The organism is Streptococcus hongkongensis (assembly GCF_053206145.1).
This window is the reverse complement of sequence record NZ_JBRUGD010000008.1, coordinates 80,794-97,482: the sequence shown is the minus strand read 5'-3', so window position 1 is coordinate 97,482 and position 16,689 is coordinate 80,794. Positions and strand designations below refer to the sequence as shown.

General features: G+C 34.8%; 16 protein-coding genes, 1 tRNA gene and 1 pseudogene. 7 read left to right on the top strand and 11 right to left on the bottom strand.

The window, feature by feature from the left end; genetic code table 11:
• Window positions 1-219 precede the first annotated feature (219 nt).
• Window positions 220-825 (top strand): organomercurial lyase, encoded by a 606-nt coding sequence (gene merB, locus ACVRZD_RS06545; RefSeq protein WP_052128122.1) that lies wholly within the window; start codon window positions 220-222, stop codon window positions 823-825.
• A 54-nt stretch (window positions 826-879) separates the two neighbouring features.
• Here merB and ACVRZD_RS06540 read toward each other — a convergent pair whose 3' ends face one another.
• The 9 genes from ACVRZD_RS06540 to ACVRZD_RS06500 form a co-directional block, all read right to left on the bottom strand.
• On the bottom strand, window positions 880-1,794 hold the full coding sequence (locus tag ACVRZD_RS06540) for a magnesium transporter CorA family protein (RefSeq protein ID WP_037625365.1): 915 nt from the start codon (window positions 1,792-1,794) through the stop codon (window positions 880-882).
• Window positions 1,795-1,866: 72 nt separating this feature from the next.
• A complete protein-coding gene (brnQ, locus tag ACVRZD_RS06535) occupies window positions 1,867-3,222 on the bottom strand; it encodes a branched-chain amino acid transport system II carrier protein (protein WP_037625367.1) in 1,356 nt (451 codons plus the stop codon).
• Between the two features lie 211 nt (window positions 3,223-3,433).
• Window positions 3,434-5,071 carry a phosphatidylglycerol lysyltransferase domain-containing protein gene (locus ACVRZD_RS06530; RefSeq protein ID WP_037625369.1) on the bottom strand — a complete coding sequence of 546 codons (1,638 nt, stop codon included), beginning with the start codon at window positions 5,069-5,071 and terminating at the stop codon, window positions 3,434-3,436.
• Between the two features lie 100 nt (window positions 5,072-5,171).
• Window positions 5,172-7,178 carry a methionine--tRNA ligase gene (metG, locus tag ACVRZD_RS06525; protein ID WP_447450367.1) on the bottom strand — a complete coding sequence of 669 codons (2,007 nt, stop codon included), beginning with the start codon at window positions 7,176-7,178 and terminating at the stop codon, window positions 5,172-5,174.
• A 106-nt stretch (window positions 7,179-7,284) separates the two neighbouring features.
• The gene (locus ACVRZD_RS06520; RefSeq protein WP_037625371.1) at window positions 7,285-8,004 is read right to left on the bottom strand and encodes a YoaK family protein; all 720 of its coding nucleotides are present in this window, start codon (window positions 8,002-8,004) and stop codon (window positions 7,285-7,287) included.
• Between the two features lie 67 nt (window positions 8,005-8,071).
• Window positions 8,072-8,161 (bottom strand) — tRNA-Ser (locus ACVRZD_RS06515).
• A gap of 74 nt (window positions 8,162-8,235) precedes the next feature.
• On the bottom strand, window positions 8,236-9,924 hold the full coding sequence (locus tag ACVRZD_RS06510; RefSeq protein ID WP_037625373.1) for a hypothetical protein: 1,689 nt from the start codon (window positions 9,922-9,924) through the stop codon (window positions 8,236-8,238).
• A 91-nt stretch (window positions 9,925-10,015) separates the two neighbouring features.
• Complete coding sequence (locus ACVRZD_RS06505) at window positions 10,016-10,663, bottom strand: SdpI family protein (RefSeq protein WP_037625375.1); 648 nt, start codon at window positions 10,661-10,663, stop codon at window positions 10,016-10,018.
• Window positions 10,653-10,931: an autorepressor SdpR family transcription factor gene (locus ACVRZD_RS06500; RefSeq protein ID WP_037625377.1), complete on the bottom strand. Its 279-nt coding sequence runs from the start codon at window positions 10,929-10,931 to the stop codon at window positions 10,653-10,655. Before ACVRZD_RS06500 ends, ACVRZD_RS06505 begins: the two co-directional genes overlap by 11 nt.
• A gap of 174 nt (window positions 10,932-11,105) precedes the next feature.
• Between ACVRZD_RS06500 and ACVRZD_RS06495 the strand changes: the two genes are divergently transcribed.
• The 6 genes and pseudogenes from ACVRZD_RS06495 to ACVRZD_RS06470 all read left to right on the top strand — a co-directional run bounded on the left by ACVRZD_RS06495 (window position 11,106) and on the right by ACVRZD_RS06470 (window position 15,375).
• Complete coding sequence (locus ACVRZD_RS06495) at window positions 11,106-11,933, top strand: exodeoxyribonuclease III (protein WP_037625379.1); 828 nt, start codon at window positions 11,106-11,108, stop codon at window positions 11,931-11,933.
• Window position 11,934: 1 nt separating this feature from the next.
• Window positions 11,935-12,600: a DNA alkylation repair protein gene (locus ACVRZD_RS06490; RefSeq protein ID WP_037625542.1), complete on the top strand. Its 666-nt coding sequence runs from the start codon at window positions 11,935-11,937 to the stop codon at window positions 12,598-12,600.
• 90 nt (window positions 12,601-12,690) lie between these two features.
• Window positions 12,691-13,504 (top strand): annotated as a pseudogene (locus ACVRZD_RS06485) (HAD family hydrolase).
• Window positions 13,505-14,440: a LacI family DNA-binding transcriptional regulator gene (locus ACVRZD_RS06480; protein WP_037625382.1), complete on the top strand. Its 936-nt coding sequence runs from the start codon at window positions 13,505-13,507 to the stop codon at window positions 14,438-14,440.
• Window positions 14,441-14,566: 126 nt separating this feature from the next.
• Window positions 14,567-14,941, top strand: coding sequence for a VOC family protein (locus tag ACVRZD_RS06475; RefSeq protein ID WP_037625383.1), 375 nt, complete (start codon window positions 14,567-14,569; stop codon window positions 14,939-14,941).
• A gap of 17 nt (window positions 14,942-14,958) precedes the next feature.
• On the top strand, window positions 14,959-15,375 hold the full coding sequence (locus ACVRZD_RS06470; protein WP_037625385.1) for a VOC family protein: 417 nt from the start codon (window positions 14,959-14,961) through the stop codon (window positions 15,373-15,375).
• A gap of 401 nt (window positions 15,376-15,776) precedes the next feature.
• Here ACVRZD_RS06470 and ACVRZD_RS06465 read toward each other — a convergent pair whose 3' ends face one another.
• The gene (locus tag ACVRZD_RS06465; RefSeq protein WP_037625387.1) at window positions 15,777-16,133 is read right to left on the bottom strand and encodes a Spx/MgsR family RNA polymerase-binding regulatory protein; all 357 of its coding nucleotides are present in this window, start codon (window positions 16,131-16,133) and stop codon (window positions 15,777-15,779) included.
• On the bottom strand, window positions 16,130-16,630 hold the full coding sequence (locus ACVRZD_RS06460) for a methylated-DNA--[protein]-cysteine S-methyltransferase (protein ID WP_037625389.1): 501 nt from the start codon (window positions 16,628-16,630) through the stop codon (window positions 16,130-16,132). The genes ACVRZD_RS06465 and ACVRZD_RS06460 overlap by 4 nt, the downstream gene beginning before the upstream one ends.
• Window positions 16,631-16,689 lie beyond the last annotated feature (59 nt).

Here is a 16,689-nt window from a genome sequence, read left to right as displayed (position 1 = left end):
TTTCTCATAAAGATGGATAGTTTTAAAGAAATAGATAGATATTTAAGAATGCTATCTCGTTTTCCAACACAAAAAGACTACTAAAAAGCTTATTTTAGCCATTTTCTTTGTCTAACATATTAGAAATTATTGAGTGTCATAAAAAATAGATGAAACTACTATACAAATCTCATCAACTGTTATATACTTAACTAGTTAATTAAACTAAGGAGGTTATCAATGCTCAACAAAAGCCAAGATGCCATTAATCAAACACAAAATATCAGTTTACCCTTATCTGGTATCGAAAAAATTAAACGCTATGCTATTATTGAACAGATTCTATATCATCGAGACAACCGCTCCTTCCAATATGAAAAGGATCTGGCTGTAAAAAATATCTTACACTATTCATCTGAAGGACAACTAGATGCGGCTTATCCTTTTTCGCTGAAGCCTACTAATAAAACCATTCAAATTGCTTCACTTCCTGGTAATACTTATCATGCCATGTGTGCTATTGATGCATTGGGGATCTATTACCTTTTAAATGATTCCATTAGAATAGTATCAGACTGTCCAATGTCGCAAGAAACAATCAGCATTACAATGGATATAAAAACAAATACTATTCAAACTAATCTTCCAGATATTCGTATTTTGCATGTTGACTTATCACAGTCAACTAATTGGGCCACAGATTGTTGTACACAAATGCATTTTTTCAGTAATCAGGACAATTTAGTCAATTGGTTGAAAGCAAATGCCTGTTCCAATCAAACTTATTATTCATTGACCTTAGATGAAGCCTGTCGATTAGCTGAAAAACTATTTGGTTTTTATTAGAAAACAAGGTCGGGAACACAATCCCGACCTTTTGATTTGCTATAATGTTGCTGCTTATTTTTTTCTGAGTTTTATCATCACTCTTAGGATCAGAGCCATCACGAACCAGAGCACAACAGAAATTAAGATAACCATCACCCAACCTATCGGGTTATGAGTTAAGCTCTTAGGTAAGGGCACGTTAATCCCAAAGAAACCAGTTACGATGCTAGGAATGGTTAATAAGATTGACAACAAGGTTAAAATCTTCATCGTGTCATTCAATTCATTATTCAACACATTATTATAAGTTCCTTCAAGCTGGTTTAAAACTTGAGCAGATAATTGTGTCATTTCTAACAACTGTTTAGCTTCAATGATAGCATCATCAAGCTCTTCAGTCTCAATATCTGTTAACTTCAAATGTGCCCCTAAACTTTTAACTTGCTGTAAGAGTAATACATTTTGTTTACTAGATGACACCATGTAAACTAAGCCAGTTTCTAAATCAGAGAGTTCCAATAACTCACGTTTACTTGTCCGTTCCCTGAGCAGTAGATTAAGACGATTGCGTTCATGATTCATCTTTTCAACCGTTGGAAAATAATTTTTTGATGTCACATATAAAATAGTAAATAAGAATTTATAAAGACTTTGTCCCTCATTAGCTTTTAAATAATTAGCCATTTGGTTGACAATATAGGCACTTCGATCCTTATAAATAGTAAGCAAACGATTTTGGTGCACGTAAAAGGTAATGGGCACCGTTTGATAATAATGCCCCTGCTTAGATACATCTAAAACATTATAAATTAAGAGAAGACTATGCTCATCCTTATTGTACTCTAAATGGGATAACTCATTTTTATCTGAGGCATAAGTCAAAATCTCATCATCAACCTGCAACTTGTTTTTTAAGAAAAAGATATCCTCAGGGTTATCAGCATTTGCCATAACAACTGTAAATAACTCTTTTGTAACTTCTTTCAAATGCTTTTTCTCCTTTGAATTGGTAAAACCAGTATATCAAAAAAAGAGCCATCTAGCCCTTTTCGTGAATTATTAACTTTTCTCTATGGCTTCTGCTTGGAAACGAGAGAGATCAAAAGATTGACCTAATTGTTTGTCTGGTAAAATTAATGCCACTGCTAAACCAATAATAGTTGGTAGAAACCAGCCCATTGACATGGTATGAAGGGGTAGCAGATTAACCAAGGTAGTTAAACCAGAAACTGGAAATAAGCCTGATAACACTTCAAGTAAAGAAACAAAACTAACTAAACCGATGGTAAATGACATGCCTCTTTTGGATAATGGTAACCATTTATTTAAAAGGATAATGATAACCATAACAATTACAATCGGATAAAGCAAAGTTAAAACCGGCACTGAAAACTTGATAACCGTATTTAAACCTAGATTAGCAATCAAAAATCCAATCAAGGTGAATACACTAGCATAGCCTTTATAGTGACCAAATGTAAAGTTTTTATCAAAAAATTCAGATACTGAAACAATTAAACCAACTGTTGTTGTAAAACAAGTTAAAACAACCATCAAGCTTAAAAAGAGACGACCAAATGGACCAAACATGCTATATGAAGCTTGTGCCAAAATATAGGCACCTTTATTAATATTTGGATCAGCTAAGACAGTTGATGGAATATGAAATTTGTTTCCTAAGAAACCTAAGCCGATATACAGAATACTAAATGCTAAACTTGTAACAATCCCAACGACCCAGATGGTTGATAAATATTCTTTTTTACTATTAAATCCGAACTGTTTGAGGGTTTCAATAGCAACCAAACAAAATGCTACAGCTGCTAGGGCATCTAGTGTATTATAGCCAGCTAAAATTCCTGATCCAAAAGCACTAGAAGTATAAGCTGCGTCAGCTACAGAGCTTGTGCTATGACCATATTTAAGGGCACCTATTGTCACTAATAAAAGAATAAGAATAGCAAACAAAGGGGTTAAGATTTTTCCAACACTATTTAGTATATTATTTGGTCTAAAGGCCAAGGCAAAGGCAGCTAAAAAATAGACCAGTGTAAAGATAAAAAGTGCTAAAGAACTATGCCCAACAAGTGGCGTCAAACCTACTTCAAATGACACAGTAGCCGTTCTAGGAATCGCAAAAAGTGGTCCAATTGTTAGATACAGTAAAACTAGGAATCCTAGCGAAAACCAAGGACTAAATTTAATATCCATTTCGTGCTTGTAACCACCATTTGTCAGTGTGCCAACAAGCAAGGTAATAATAGCTAGTCCAACTCCTGAAAGACAAAATCCTAAAATGGCAGGCCAAAAATGATTCCCTGACGCACCGCCTAATGCAGGAGGGAAAATCAGGTTACCTGCTCCAAAAAATATACCAAATAAAAGCAACCCTGTTAGAAATCCTTTTTTTACCATAAAACACCTTTTATGTAAACCTATGCTTACACCTTTCATTAGTTACTCTTCACTTTTCTATTATACTTTTAATCAAAAAATGACTAGATTGTTATCTATTATAACAGAATATTGTGATTATTCTAGTCTTCTTCCGAAATTTTCTAATAATTTAAAAAAGTCATTTTAAGCAAACTGTTCTATCTTGCTTAAAATGACTTTTTTGATTAGATTACTTGGTATTTGAAGCTTTCAGCAATGCTAAGACAACAAATAAAAAATTGGATTGTTTTGAATAGGCTATATAATAAGGTTCCCATTCCTGTGCAAATTTCTCTTTATACTTTCTTAAGCCTTCAAATGAATAAATTTGTGATCCATATTGGTACAACAAATTGCCTAATTTCTCTGTGAAAAAGCTAAATTTATATTGCCCAACATTTGATAAGGGACTCATACCTAAGTTGAAATAGGCAATCTCTTGTTCTTTAGCATAGGCAATAATATGAATAAATAGAACATCCATAATAGCTTTGGGGGCTTGATTAGAATAACGCATCAAATCAACTGAGAGCGAATTCTCAGTAAATGACTCTTCTAAACTAGCAAAAGCTATAATTTCTTCTGTCGGACTGGTTAGAATAGCTATTTTAGCATGTGATAAGTAAAAGGGGTCAAAGAAACCTAATGAAAATGTCATTTCTTTTCGTCCATTTAACCATTCTTTTGAAATGGTTTCTAATGTTTGCATAACATCATCTGAGAATGGTGCTTGAATGACACTAAAGTGATAACCAGCTTTTTGTGTTTGATTGACGATAGATCTGAGATTTTGCTTTTTCTTTCCACTTAAATTAAAAGTGTCCGTTTTTACTAATCCCTCTTCGCCTAGTTTCATAAACTCAAATCCAAAATCATGGATTGGTAAGACTTGTTTTTCAGAAATCTCATAAAAAACAGGGTGAAAATTATAAAGATCTGCTTCTTTTATAAAACTAGTCAATGCACTATCAAGGTAAGTTTTATCTCCTAAGAAGTCACCCATCACTAACACTTTATCACCAACTGTTTTAATTAACAATGCCATGACATTTTCATTATTAACTTGGTAATACCAGATTTTTTTATCTAACAAATAAGCTAATCCCGCATAGTGATGGTCCCCTTTTAAAAGCAGCTCTTCAAACTCAGTTGAATGGAAATCTTTACCAAGATACTGACGGTTTTTCTTTAAAAAATATAAAAATATCCCAATTACAATACAAATGACTAAAATGCCTGATAATCCCATCAACCACCAGTGAAAAGAAGGAACTGAGAAATGTTTTTCAAGTGATACTTTAACAGGATGATTCGTATCAACTAAGTTTAAAAAACCAAGTATTAAATAAGAAATAATAAGAAATAACCAGATAATGCCATCAACAAAAATGTTTTCATGGCTGATAACCAATTGTTTTCGATACAAGTTAGAGCGACAAAGGTAAAGCAAGATTACAAGAAATCCTAAAAGAATCGTTGGCCCTGTTAACCTGTAGTAAATAAAAGTGTAGACAATTGTTAAAACTAAGAATCCTAAAGTAGGATAAAAAGCATTTCGAGCACGATTAGCAATAGCTCTCCCTCCAACCAACAAAGCAAAGCCAAAGATAATACTTGGAACTTGTCTAATGAGTACCATACTCGTTAAACCATAGAGCTTGTCTTTAATAATTGGAAAATTAATAATACTGTCATGGCTTGTAATCATTAAAACTAAGGTAATTCCAGAAAGATAAAACAAGGCTATTAGCAGATAAAATAGGCTATTTCTTACAATTTCCTTTAAAAGTAGATTATGCTTTTTTTTCAAGAATTGTTTAATTGTCATTGTTCACTCATTTCTTTTCTCTTATGATCTAGTAAAGTCTTTTTTTATTAAATTTACCTTAAACAAAAAAGCAAGAGCCAAAAAACTCTTACTTTTTTACTTAACCAATAATTGAACCATTTGGCACGGATGGATCAACTGTCAATACTGATAATCGACCATCAAACTCTGCTGATAGAATCATGCCTTGACTGACATATTTTTTCATCATTTTACGTGGTTTTAAATTCGCGACGATCTGTAATTTCTTACCAACTAAGTCTTGTTCCTTGGGATAGAACTTAGCAATTCCTGACAGGATTTGACGATCTTCCCCATCTCCTGCGTCAAGTCTGAAGCGTAGCAATTTATCAGAACCTTCGACTTTAGAAACTTCCTTAACTTCAGCAACACGAATTTCAACGGCATCAAAGGTCTCAAATTTAATCTCATCTTTTTCAGATTTGAGTTCTACTTCTTCAGGAATCCATTCTTTTTCTTGAGGAGAATTGGCAGAGCCTGTTTCCATTTGTTCCTTGATAAAGGCGATTTCTTCTTCCATATCTAAACGTGGGAAGATAGGTTGCCCCTTTGCAATAACTTGAAGATTTTCAGGCATATTTGCTAAGGTTAAATTTTCTAAGTCAAAGTCTGTCGACAAACCAAGCTGAGTCATAATAGCATTTGATGTTTCCATCATAAATGGTTGAATTAAGTGGGCAACCACGCGCAGACTGGCTGCTAAGTGAGCCATTACTGAAGCTAATTGCTCTTTGTCACCATCTTCTTTAGCAAGTACCCATGGGGCTGTCTCATCAATATACTTGTTAGCACGTGAAATGATTGACCAAACGGCATCAAGAGCCCGAGGATAATCGACAGCATCCATTTGTAGATGATAATCAGCAATTTTTTCTTCTACCAATACAGCTAAACCAAGATCAAATTCTGTAACATTTTCAACATATGAAGGAACTTGTCCACCAAAGTATTTGTTAATCATGGCAACTGTACGATTTAACAGATTACCCAAATCATTTGCAAGTTCGTAGTTGATTCGACCAACATAGTCTTCTGGTGTAAATGTGCCATCTGAACCAACTGGTAAACTTCTCATTAGGTAATAACGTAATGGATCCAAACCAAAGCGTTCAACTAGCATTTCTGGATAAACAACATTGCCTTTTGATTTAGACATTTTACCATCTTTCATGACAAACCAGCCATGGGCAATCAATCTTTCTGGTAATGGCAAATCTAACATCATCAACAAAATTGGCCAGTATATTGAGTGGAAACGCAAGATGTCCTTACCAACCATATGAAAGACTGTACCATTCCAGAATTTATCAAAGTTTTCATGGTCAGCTTGTCCATAACCTAGTGCTGTAGCATAGTTAAGAAGAGCATCAATCCAGACATAAACAACGTGTTTAGGATTTGAAGGAACCTGAACTCCCCACGTAAAGGTAGTACGAGAAACAGCTAAATCTTCTAAACCTGGTTCAATAAAGTTCTTCAACATTTCATTCATTCGCCCATCTGGTTGAATAAACTCTGGATGTTCTTTAAAGAAAGCTACTAATCTGTCAGCATATTTACCAAGGCGTAAGAAATAAGATTCTTCTGAAACCCATTCTACTTCATGACCTGATGGTGCAATACCACCAGTTACATTACCTGCTTCGTCACGGAAGACTTCTTCTAACTGACTTTCTGTGAAAAATTCTTCATCTGAAAGGGAGTACCAACCTGAATACTCACCAAGATAAATGTCGTCTTGTGCAAGCAAGCGTTCAAAAACATCTGCTACTACTTTTTCATGATAAGCATCCGTTGTTCGAATAAACTTGTCATAAGAAATATCAAGTAATGACCATAATTCTTTAACATCCTGAGCCATTCCATCAACATAAGCTTGAGGACTAATACCTGCCTCTTCTGCTTTAGTCTGAATTTTTTGACCATGTTCGTCTAATCCAGTTAAATAGAAGACGTCATGATTCATTAAACGTTTATAGCGTGCTAATACATCACAAGCTATAGTTGTGTAAGCTGATCCAATATGTAATTTCCCTGATGGATAATAAATCGGTGTCGTAATGTAAAATGGTTTTTTCTCAGTCATTTTGATTCCTTTCAAGGCTAATGAAACCTTTGTGAATTTTTATGTTCATCTAAAAATGAACAGTCTACAGATTATTATAGCATAAGTAAAAAAACAAAAAAACTGTTTATTCTGCAGAATAGCCAGTCTGAAAGGGTTTAACTTTTGATTGAATACAATTAAATTCTTTTCTCAGTAAATAATTAACGTAAAACAGAGGTAGTAAGACTGGGATAAGAGCTAGTTCATTGATTTTTAGTGAGAGAATAGTTGAGGTAGATGCTCCAATAATAAAACTAATGATGACAAATAAAGTATTTCTACCAATTAATATCAATTCTTTATTGCCTTCAAATAGACCTTTGGTTAATTGATAGGCAGCATTTTTAACATTACCTGTCATCATAACATTAGCATAACCTGCACCTCTTAAGGATTTAAAGGTATCTACCTGAATAGAAGCAAAGAAAGCTAAACCAGATACAGTAAAGAATGCTGGTAAAAACGGTGTCAAAATTGCTGTAACGGCTGCAATCACAGTCAAAATAAAACTTGAGAAAAGGTACCAATGAATATTATGTTTATTAGCCCAACAATGCATAAAGTAGGTAAAAGATTGACCTAACATAAAAACAACTATTGGCAGTAAGAAGTCTAGGGCTCGAGAAATATTCCCAGAAGCTAAACTCATGGCAAATGAAACAACATTTCCAGATTGTACGCCTGCGAATCGTCGTCCTTGGGTCATAAAGGTGAAGGCATTAACAAAACCACTGATAAAAGTAAGTGTCATAGCACAACGTAGACCTTCATGGACATAATAATTTTTACGACGTCTTTTTGACATAGTTACCTTCCAATTCTTTATCTTTACACGAAAAAAATACTGATAATCAGTATTTTAATCTTTTATAAGGAGGATGTGGGATTCGAACCCACGCACGCTTTTACACGCCTGACGGTTTTCAAGACCGTTCCCTTCAGCCGGACTTGGGTAATCCTCCAAAGCTATTTTAAATTATAGCATAGCCAACAGCAATAAACAATAGCTTTTCCGATAAAGAGTCTGTCCCACTCTCTAGTTGCTTGGAATAGTACTACTTTCTTTATCTTGACCTAACTTGAAGTTTTGAAGATAATTTGCCTCACCAAGTTCTGCGGTAAACTGGTTACCCACAGTAACAAATGGTAAATAGTCGCTCGTATCACGACTTGCTTTTATTTTGTAAACCTTACCTTTTGACATGATATAGTATACAGTTGTTCCAGAAAGCGTTTGACTTGCAACTTGCTCAACTGTGCCAGATAACTTCTTAACTTTCTTATCTGCTGAACTGATCGAGGTTAACCCACTCGTATCACGATCTGTAAATTGTGATATTAGGGTTTCAATATCATTATTGACTGTCACTTGTTGATAATCTTCAGCATCTACCAAGGCATATGATTTCACTAAACTAGCTCCATCTTTTAGAGAAACCAGATAAAATGCTTTATTATTTAGCTTAACTAAAGTAGGTGCGGTTGCCTTATAATTTTTTTCTTGCACTTCACCTTCTGCTGACTTCATCGCTGATGTTTCAGTCGCTGATGCTAATTTATAGTTTGTTATTTCTCTAGTTCTCATATTCACTAAAATAAAGCCTAGATTAGAAGAATCAGCAGTTGCTGACGTAATCCCTGTATATAAATAGATATCAGAGCCAATAGTAATATAATTATAAGAATCAGTTGTCTTTTTTACACCTGTTTGGCTAAAGACCGTATTCCAATACCCGTTCTGGTAGGTATAGTAATCATCTACACGTTGAATCACATTTTTTGCTGAGAAAACTCGGTCAACCCACTTAGGAATCTGATTTAATGTATAATGTTTCGTTTTCCCAGTAACAGCATCTAACAAAATAGCACCTGTTGGGTCTGGTGAGGACAAGCCAAATTTAGGTTTATAGGTTGTTGCGACATAAAATGGATTCCCTTGATCATCCACTTCAAAAGATGGATCATCAAAAATCGTAAATGGATGAAGGAAACGCAAATGTCTCATGGTATCTCTAAACATAAATTCAGAATCTGAATATTTCATTGCTTTTTGTAATTTTACTAATTCAGCTTTCCCAGTTGTTTGATTTACCTTAACATAATAATTAATGCCTTCAGTTCGATTTGTAAGCCATTTCCAGAAACTTTTATATTCTAAAGGAGACACACGGTATGGCTGTTTGCCAATCGTAATTTGTCGGTAGTCATCAGAGATTCCAAACTGCGAGACTTTGTCTATTGTCCCCAAATAAGTATCACCAATTTTTTCGGCTGACTCCCGATCAAGTAAGGCTAAGGTTGAAACATTCGTTTCCGGAAAATCTTTTTTGAAATCTGCATTTTTGACAGTAATTACCTTAGCATAGCTTTTAGCTCTAAAAATGTGCGAGTTGAGAATCGAAAGAAGTCCCAAGCCCATTACTATCGTCATCATCGCTAGGACAAGCCACTTGACCTTCCCTAAAAATGGATTAAAGTATGCTGTGACATCTTTCTTCCCATTTAAAGGCTTTGCATTGCCAGATTTCTTGCCTGAAAAAAGCATTGAAACCTCTTGGCTATAAGAGTTTAAAACAATATTTACCGCAATGATGAATAGAATAAAAATTAAAAACAGCCAAAACTCAACACTAAAAATATTAACCGGTGGTAAATTGTTCCAGTAATAACCACCAATAATAATAAGGGATATGACCAAAAGACCTTTATTGAGTAATTTTTTCATCATCTACCTCTTTTTCTTTTATACATAACCTTATTATACCATATTTAAACAAGGGGTCAGATAGCAAAATAGATCAAGAATGCATCCTGACCTATTTTTTATCCCTATCTAACTTCTTTTTATAAATCATATATGAGTAAATCGTAGGTACTAATATCATTATTGTAAAATCCAAGACCAAGAATACTACTGGATAAATATTGAATAATCCACTAATAATTAGCAGAAGGCCTCCAAGCACCCAAATTTTGCTGGCAAAACGATGGGTTTGTTTCCAGTTATCTTCGTCGTTGAGTGTCCATGGGAGTTTGATTCCGACTGTGTAATTTTGTCCAATTTTTGGAAGATAATTCCCAATAATTAGAAAGAGAACTCCTAGAAGACAGAGAACTGAACTACCAGAGAAACTTATTATTTTTGCCGCATTTAATAAGACAGCTGACTGAACCCAAATGGAAATGGCAGGAATTATCCAGTAAGTCAATTTGTACATTTTGCCAATTTTCCTAGCCTTCGGATCTAGACTTGTGGTAAAAATGACAAATAAATGCATGACCAACATAAACAGTGGCATAAAGCAAACAGCAAAAGCTTTTCCTGAATAGCCATCCGCTTTCCCATTTATTCCAAAATGGGTAGCAACTTGTTCAGGTAACTGATTCCACAAGATAAATCCCAATAAGAGTGGTAATAAGGTCAGTAATGATGTTATTAGTAATAATTTTTTATCAATTTTCATTGTCATTATCTCCTTTTAATTCTGAAATCCAGACCATAAGATCTTCTAAAACTGATGTATTAATATCATAGTAGATATAATTTTTGACCTTTTCTTCTGTGATTAAATCAGCCTTCTTTAAAATAGTCAGGTGATAGGACACACTAGCTTGTGCCAAATCAAAATGACTCGCAATCTCGCCCGCTGATAGCTGTCCATTTTTCAGAAGTGTCAAAATCTCTCTTCGGACAGGATCAGACAATGCTTTAAACGTTGTCGCAAAACTCATTACATCACGCCCTTCTATTTAGAAATATTTTTAAATAGATTATAGCACCAAATTTCTAGAAAACAAGACCTATTTAGAAATTTTTCTAAATAGTTAATCAGAGCTTAAAATATCGCTAGCTTCTTTTTTTTTTGATAGAATAAAGACGATAGAAATAAAGAAAGAGACAATCAAATGAAATTAATCTCATGGAATATTGATTCCCTTAATGCCGCGCTAACTGGCGAATCGCCACGCGCACTCTTATCTCGTGCCGTTATTGACACAATTGTTAACCAAGATGCCGACATTATTGCCATCCAAGAAACAAAATTATCATCAGCTGGACCAACCAAAAAACATTTAGAAGCTATCCTTAGCTATTTCCCCGAATACCTTCATGTTTGGCGTTCATCTGTTGAGCCTGCCCGCAAAGGTTATGCTGGAACAATGTTCTTATACAAAAAAGAGCTTAACCCAACAGTAACTTTCCCAGAAATTGGTGCACCAACAACCATGGATGCGGAAGGCCGGATTATCACTTTAGAATTCGAAGACTTTTATGTAACACAAGTTTATACCCCTAATGCTGGAGATGGTCTGAAGCGTCTTGAGGATCGCCAAGCTTGGGACATTCAGTACGCTGATTATCTAGCTGAGTTAGATAGGACTAAACCAGTTCTGGCCACAGGCGACTATAATGTAGCTCACCATGAAATCGACCTTGCTAACCCAGCTAGCAATCGTCGTTCCGCTGGTTTCACTGATGAAGAACGTTTAGGATTTACTAATTTATTAGCTAAAGGATTCACTGATACCTTCCGTCATTTGCACGGAGATGTACCAAACGTTTATACCTGGTGGGCACAACGCAGTAAAACAAGTAAAATTAATAATACAGGATGGAGAATTGATTACTGGTTGACGTCAAATCGTGTTGCTGATAAAGTCACAAAATCAGAAATGATTAACTCTGGTGACCGCCAAGACCATACCCCAATTTTATTAGAAATTGATTTATAAAATGACTGACGCAAGAGAAAAATATCAGGAATTGCTTGTGCGTTTTGAAGAGCAAGTTAACGCTGAGCAAGCTAGTAAAATGGCTGCTTATATGAAGAATCACTTTCCTTTCTATGGCGTGCAAACACCAATCCGAAGAAGGCTTTATAAGGATATAATGACAAGTGATAAAAAGAATGGAAAGATCGATTGGGATTTGTTGCAAATGGCTTGGTCCCAAGAAAAACGGGAACTCCACTACTTTGTTTGTGATTACTTAAAAGGACTGCATAAGTTTTTAAGTTTTGATGATGTACCGCTAATTCTAACATTTGCTAAAAGCAACCAATGGTGGGACACCATTGATCACTTCGACCGGATTTTAGGAAACATCCCAGATGAGAGAATTGCTGCGCTGATGCTGGACCTTTCTCAATCTGAAGATTTTTGGTTGCGTCGCATTGCCATTGACCACCAACTAGGACGTAAAGAAAAAACAGATATCAAGCTTTTGGAAGAAATCATTACCAATAATTTTGGTTCTAAAGAATTTTTTATTAATAAGGCTATTGGTTGGAGCTTACGTGATTATTCAAAAGTAAATCCAGAGTGGGTTAGAAACTTTGTTATTAAGTATCAAAAAGACTTGGCACCGTTATCTTTTAGAGAAGCTAGTAAATATATTTAAAAACACCAAAATTTTTTGGTGTTTTTCTCTTGACATGGAATGCGTTCCATCATTTATACTCTTATCAACAAGTTAAAAAGGAGTAACCAAATGACAATCAAACGCATTTTTTTAGATATGGATGGCACACTATTAAATACTAGAGGACGTGTTTCACCAACTAATGCTAGTAAAATTAAAGAGGCAAATATCCCAATTACCTTAGTTTCTGCCCGAGCTCCGATGGAAATGAAAGAGGCTGGCTATTAATGCCTTGGAATTAGAGGATATTCAAATTGGATTTAATGGGGGCCTAGTCTACAGATATGTCAACAATCAATTAGAAACCATTTCTGAACGACCTATTTCTAATAGGGACAGTCATCAGTTAATTAAACACATTTTCCAAAACTTCCCTTCCCTTTCACAATCTTACTATTACAAAGATCAATGGCTAAGTTTTAAAGAAGATGAAGGTTTAGATTATGAAAGTCAATTAACCCTATTACAACCTCAAATTATAGATATTTCAGATTATTTAAAACCTGAACAAGCAATTTATAAAATCATGTTAATTACCTTTGACCCCTTAGAAATGGAACAAGTTAAAGATAATTTGTTACAATTAAACTTAGAGATGGTTTCAATTCAGCAATCTGGTGCCTATTACCTTGAAATAACTCATAAAGATGCCAAAAAATCGAGAGGCATTGATTACCTTTTTGAAACCTTAGCTATAACAAAAGAAGAAACAGCTGCCTTTGGCGATGGATATAATGATATACCAATGTTTGATAAAGTTGGAACCCCTATTGCCATGGCCAATGCACACATTGATATTCTTAATCAAGTTGAGTTAGTAACTAAATCAAATGAGGAAGATGGTGTTGCCCATGGTATCTGGCAGTATTTGAAAGGAAAATAAATGACAAGTATTAAGGATATCGCACGCCTATCAGGTGTGGCGCCATCTACAGTTTCACGTTATCTTAATCAATCGGGTTATGTTGCCAAAGAGACTGGCAAAAAGATCCAAACAATCATTGATCAAGTTGATTACAGTCCTAACCAAACTGCGCGTGAATTAAGTCATGGCAAAACGCATCGGATTGGCGTCATTGTTCCACATACAAAACACCCTTATTTTCTTGACATTATCAGGGGACTGATGGATGCTGCTTTATCCAGTCAGGATCAATTGCTTCTGCTTCCTTCTGCCTATAATGCAGACATTGAAATGTCCTATTTAAAACAACTAAAAAGTAAGGCTTTTGATAGCTTAATTATTTCTTCACACAGTTTGCCATTACAAGATATTGAAGCTTATTCTTCCTATGGCAAAATTGTTTTACTAGAGCCTTGCCAATCTTCTCAAGTTTCTAGTATTTCCGTGCAACGTAAAAAGGGATTAGATGATCTTTTCAGAGTTATAGCTCAGACAAAAATTAAAAAAATGGCTTTGCTATTCACTCGAAATAGTGAAAAAAGTTCAACCTATCAGGAAACAATAAAATCTTTAAAAAAGATAATCCCCAAAGACATTGAATTTCAGACTTTTGGTAATATTGCTAACTTTGAGGATGGCTACCAGATTGGCTCTGAACTACTGAAGCATTCAGTAGAGTTAGTACTTGCAAATAGTGATGATGTTGCCTCTGGTCTTGCTTCTTTTTACAATGAACATGACAAAACACTGCCCCTTCTTTTTAGTCAAGATAGTCAATTATCAGGCAAGCTATTAAATATTCCCTCAATTGATAATCAACGCTATCACTTGGGAAAAAAAGCTTTCCAATTAGCTGTTTCAAATGATATTGAGCATCTTCAGATTAAGTCAAACTTTATCAAAAATAGAAAATAAGTTAAGCCTTAATGGCTCCTAATTTGGCACCTTAAAAAGTTGGAAAATTTAAGTCAAAAAGCTTGTCTATTTTTATTAGTCGGGCTATAATAACTTAAAATAATTTATTACTAAATGGAGAGAACAATGATTATTAAATCTACAACTATGCTTTATGTTGATGATACTAAAGCTGCAATGGAATTTTGGACTGAAAAAATGGGCTTTGTCATTATTGATCAAGCTGAGGGTGAGGGGCATATGTCTTATGAAATTGCCCCTTCTCAAGAATCAACTGTTAAATTTGGTTTATTTAATAAAGGCTTGGTTGCTGCAGCAAATCCTGAAATGAATGTTGGTTTTCCTTCATTAATGTTTGAAACTGATAATTTAGAAACTGAATATGACCGTATGACAGCTGCTGGTGTGACTACAAATCCAATTATGGAATACCAAGGTATTGTTCATTTTACTTTCACTGATAGCGAAGGCAATTACATTGCTATTCGTCAAACTAACTAATAATAAAGGAGAAACTCATGGTTGCATCAATTAATGTTTATTTAATTACTAATGGTAATGGTAAAGAAGCTGTTCAATTTTACAAAGATGTTTTCAATGCTGAAATCACAAATTTAATGTTCTGGAAAGATGGTGTTCCTGATTGTCCTAAAGAACGTGAAGACTTAGTTATGAATGCCCAACTTGAATTTGACGGCATACGTCTGCAATTATCTGATGAAAACCCAGATTTTGACTACAAAGCTGGTGGCAACATGTCGGCCGCACTGATCGTTAATACTGTTGAAGAAGCTCAAGACCTCTATAACAAATTGACTGTCAATGCCCAAAACATTTTAATGGAACTTCAAGAAATCTTCTGGAGCCCAGCCTATGCTAACTTTATTGACCAATATGGAATCATGTGGCAAATTAATACAGAATTAGCAAAATAGACTAAATATAATTATTAGTATACCTTTCATATGTGGTGAGGGACGGCAGCGACTTCCAAAGGAATTCCATGCCTAATTTTTTAACCTAAGTTTAAAAACTTCCCTGTACTTGAAAACAAACTGTTTTCAAGTACTTACACCATTATGAAAAGTATTTTTTTAGTTACCAATCCATTTCACCATACTCTGAATAACCTTGCTAGATTTAGTTTATTTATTAGCATCAAATCTGATAATTTATTTTAAGTTGTCTATAGAAACTGTTTGGAATATCCATTATAAAACATTTTAAATAAGTGAAGTATCTTCGTTGATTCCTTGTGTCGCAAGCAGAAGAAGAACAAATATATTGGGACCATATAAAAATAAAAAATGAAGACAAATTTTGTTGTCTTCATTTTTTATTCAAATAATTCCTTTGTGTATGCTTTTCTGGCTCCAATTTGCAGTACCTTACCATCTTGTACAAGAACTGGTCGTTTTATTAACATACCATCTTTTGATAAAAGTTCAGCAGCCTCATCGATGGTTAACCCATCAATTTTATCTTTTAATCCAAGAGCCTTATAACTATTTCCACTGGTATTGAAAAAGTTTTTCATGGTATAAGTTGAATTTTCCATCCACTCTTTTATGACTGATGCTTTCGGAGGATTTGCTTTGATATCAACTGACTCAAAGTCAGTGGTTAAAGCTGATAGTTCTTTTTTTGCTCGCTGACATGTTGAACACTTAGGATATTCATATAATGTAATCATTTGGTCACCTTTTCTAAAATTGTTTTTTCATGATTAAGGAGCCACTTTTTCTTATCAAGCCCCCCTGCGTAGCCGGTTAGGCTACCGTCACTTGCTAGGACGCGGTGGCATGGTACGAAAATACTTAAGGGATTGCGACTAACTGCTCCACCGACAGCTTGGGCTGAGGCGCAGTCAATTGCTTTAGCAATGGCACCGTAGCTACTGGTCTGACCTAGGGGAATCTCTTGCAATTGGTTCCATACTTTAGCTTGGAACGGACTGGCATTGGCTTTCAAAAAGCTTGCTGTTTGTGGGATTTGTCCGGAAAAATAGGTATCCAACCAGTTGATTGCTTGCTCAAGAATCGGTGTCTTTTTTTCCAAAAAAATGGCATCATTTAGCCCTGCTTGATAGTACTTTTGGTCAAAAAACCAGGCGCCAAGTAAGTTAGAATCATCGGCCACTAGGGACATGACTCCTAATGGGGATTGGTAGCTAGTATGGTAAAGTGTCATCCGTATCACCTCTTACTATTTAGTATAATGAAAAGAAATCCCGAAAGCAAGTTCGGGAC

What these genes read in the sequence shown, in the direction of transcription:
- merB (WP_052128122.1), top strand. Translation starts at nt 220, where the DNA reads ATGCTCAACAAAAGCCAAGATGCCATTAATCAAACACAAAATATCAGT.
- brnQ (WP_037625367.1), bottom strand. Translation starts at nt 3,222, where the DNA reads ATGGTAAAAAAAGGATTTCTAACAGGGTTGCTTTTATTTGGTATATTT.
- ACVRZD_RS06530 (WP_037625369.1), bottom strand. Translation starts at nt 5,071, where the DNA reads ATGACAATTAAACAATTCTTGAAAAAAAAGCATAATCTACTTTTAAAG.
- metG (WP_447450367.1), bottom strand. Translation starts at nt 7,178, where the DNA reads ATGACTGAGAAAAAACCATTTTACATTACGACACCGATTTATTATCCA.
- ACVRZD_RS06520 (WP_037625371.1), bottom strand. Translation starts at nt 8,004, where the DNA reads ATGTCAAAAAGACGTCGTAAAAATTATTATGTCCATGAAGGTCTACGT.
- ACVRZD_RS06510 (WP_037625373.1), bottom strand. Translation starts at nt 9,924, where the DNA reads ATGAAAAAATTACTCAATAAAGGTCTTTTGGTCATATCCCTTATTATT.
- ACVRZD_RS06505 (WP_037625375.1), bottom strand. Translation starts at nt 10,663, where the DNA reads ATGAAAATTGATAAAAAATTATTACTAATAACATCATTACTGACCTTA.
- ACVRZD_RS06500 (WP_037625377.1), bottom strand. Translation starts at nt 10,931, where the DNA reads ATGAGTTTTGCGACAACGTTTAAAGCATTGTCTGATCCTGTCCGAAGA.
- ACVRZD_RS06495 (WP_037625379.1), top strand. Translation starts at nt 11,106, where the DNA reads ATGAAATTAATCTCATGGAATATTGATTCCCTTAATGCCGCGCTAACT.
- ACVRZD_RS06490 (WP_037625542.1), top strand. Translation starts at nt 11,935, where the DNA reads ATGACTGACGCAAGAGAAAAATATCAGGAATTGCTTGTGCGTTTTGAA.
- ACVRZD_RS06480 (WP_037625382.1), top strand. Translation starts at nt 13,505, where the DNA reads ATGACAAGTATTAAGGATATCGCACGCCTATCAGGTGTGGCGCCATCT.
- ACVRZD_RS06475 (WP_037625383.1), top strand. Translation starts at nt 14,567, where the DNA reads ATGATTATTAAATCTACAACTATGCTTTATGTTGATGATACTAAAGCT.
- ACVRZD_RS06470 (WP_037625385.1), top strand. Translation starts at nt 14,959, where the DNA reads ATGGTTGCATCAATTAATGTTTATTTAATTACTAATGGTAATGGTAAA.
- ACVRZD_RS06465 (WP_037625387.1), bottom strand. Translation starts at nt 16,133, where the DNA reads ATGATTACATTATATGAATATCCTAAGTGTTCAACATGTCAGCGAGCA.
- ACVRZD_RS06460 (WP_037625389.1), bottom strand. Translation starts at nt 16,630, where the DNA reads ATGACACTTTACCATACTAGCTACCAATCCCCATTAGGAGTCATGTCC.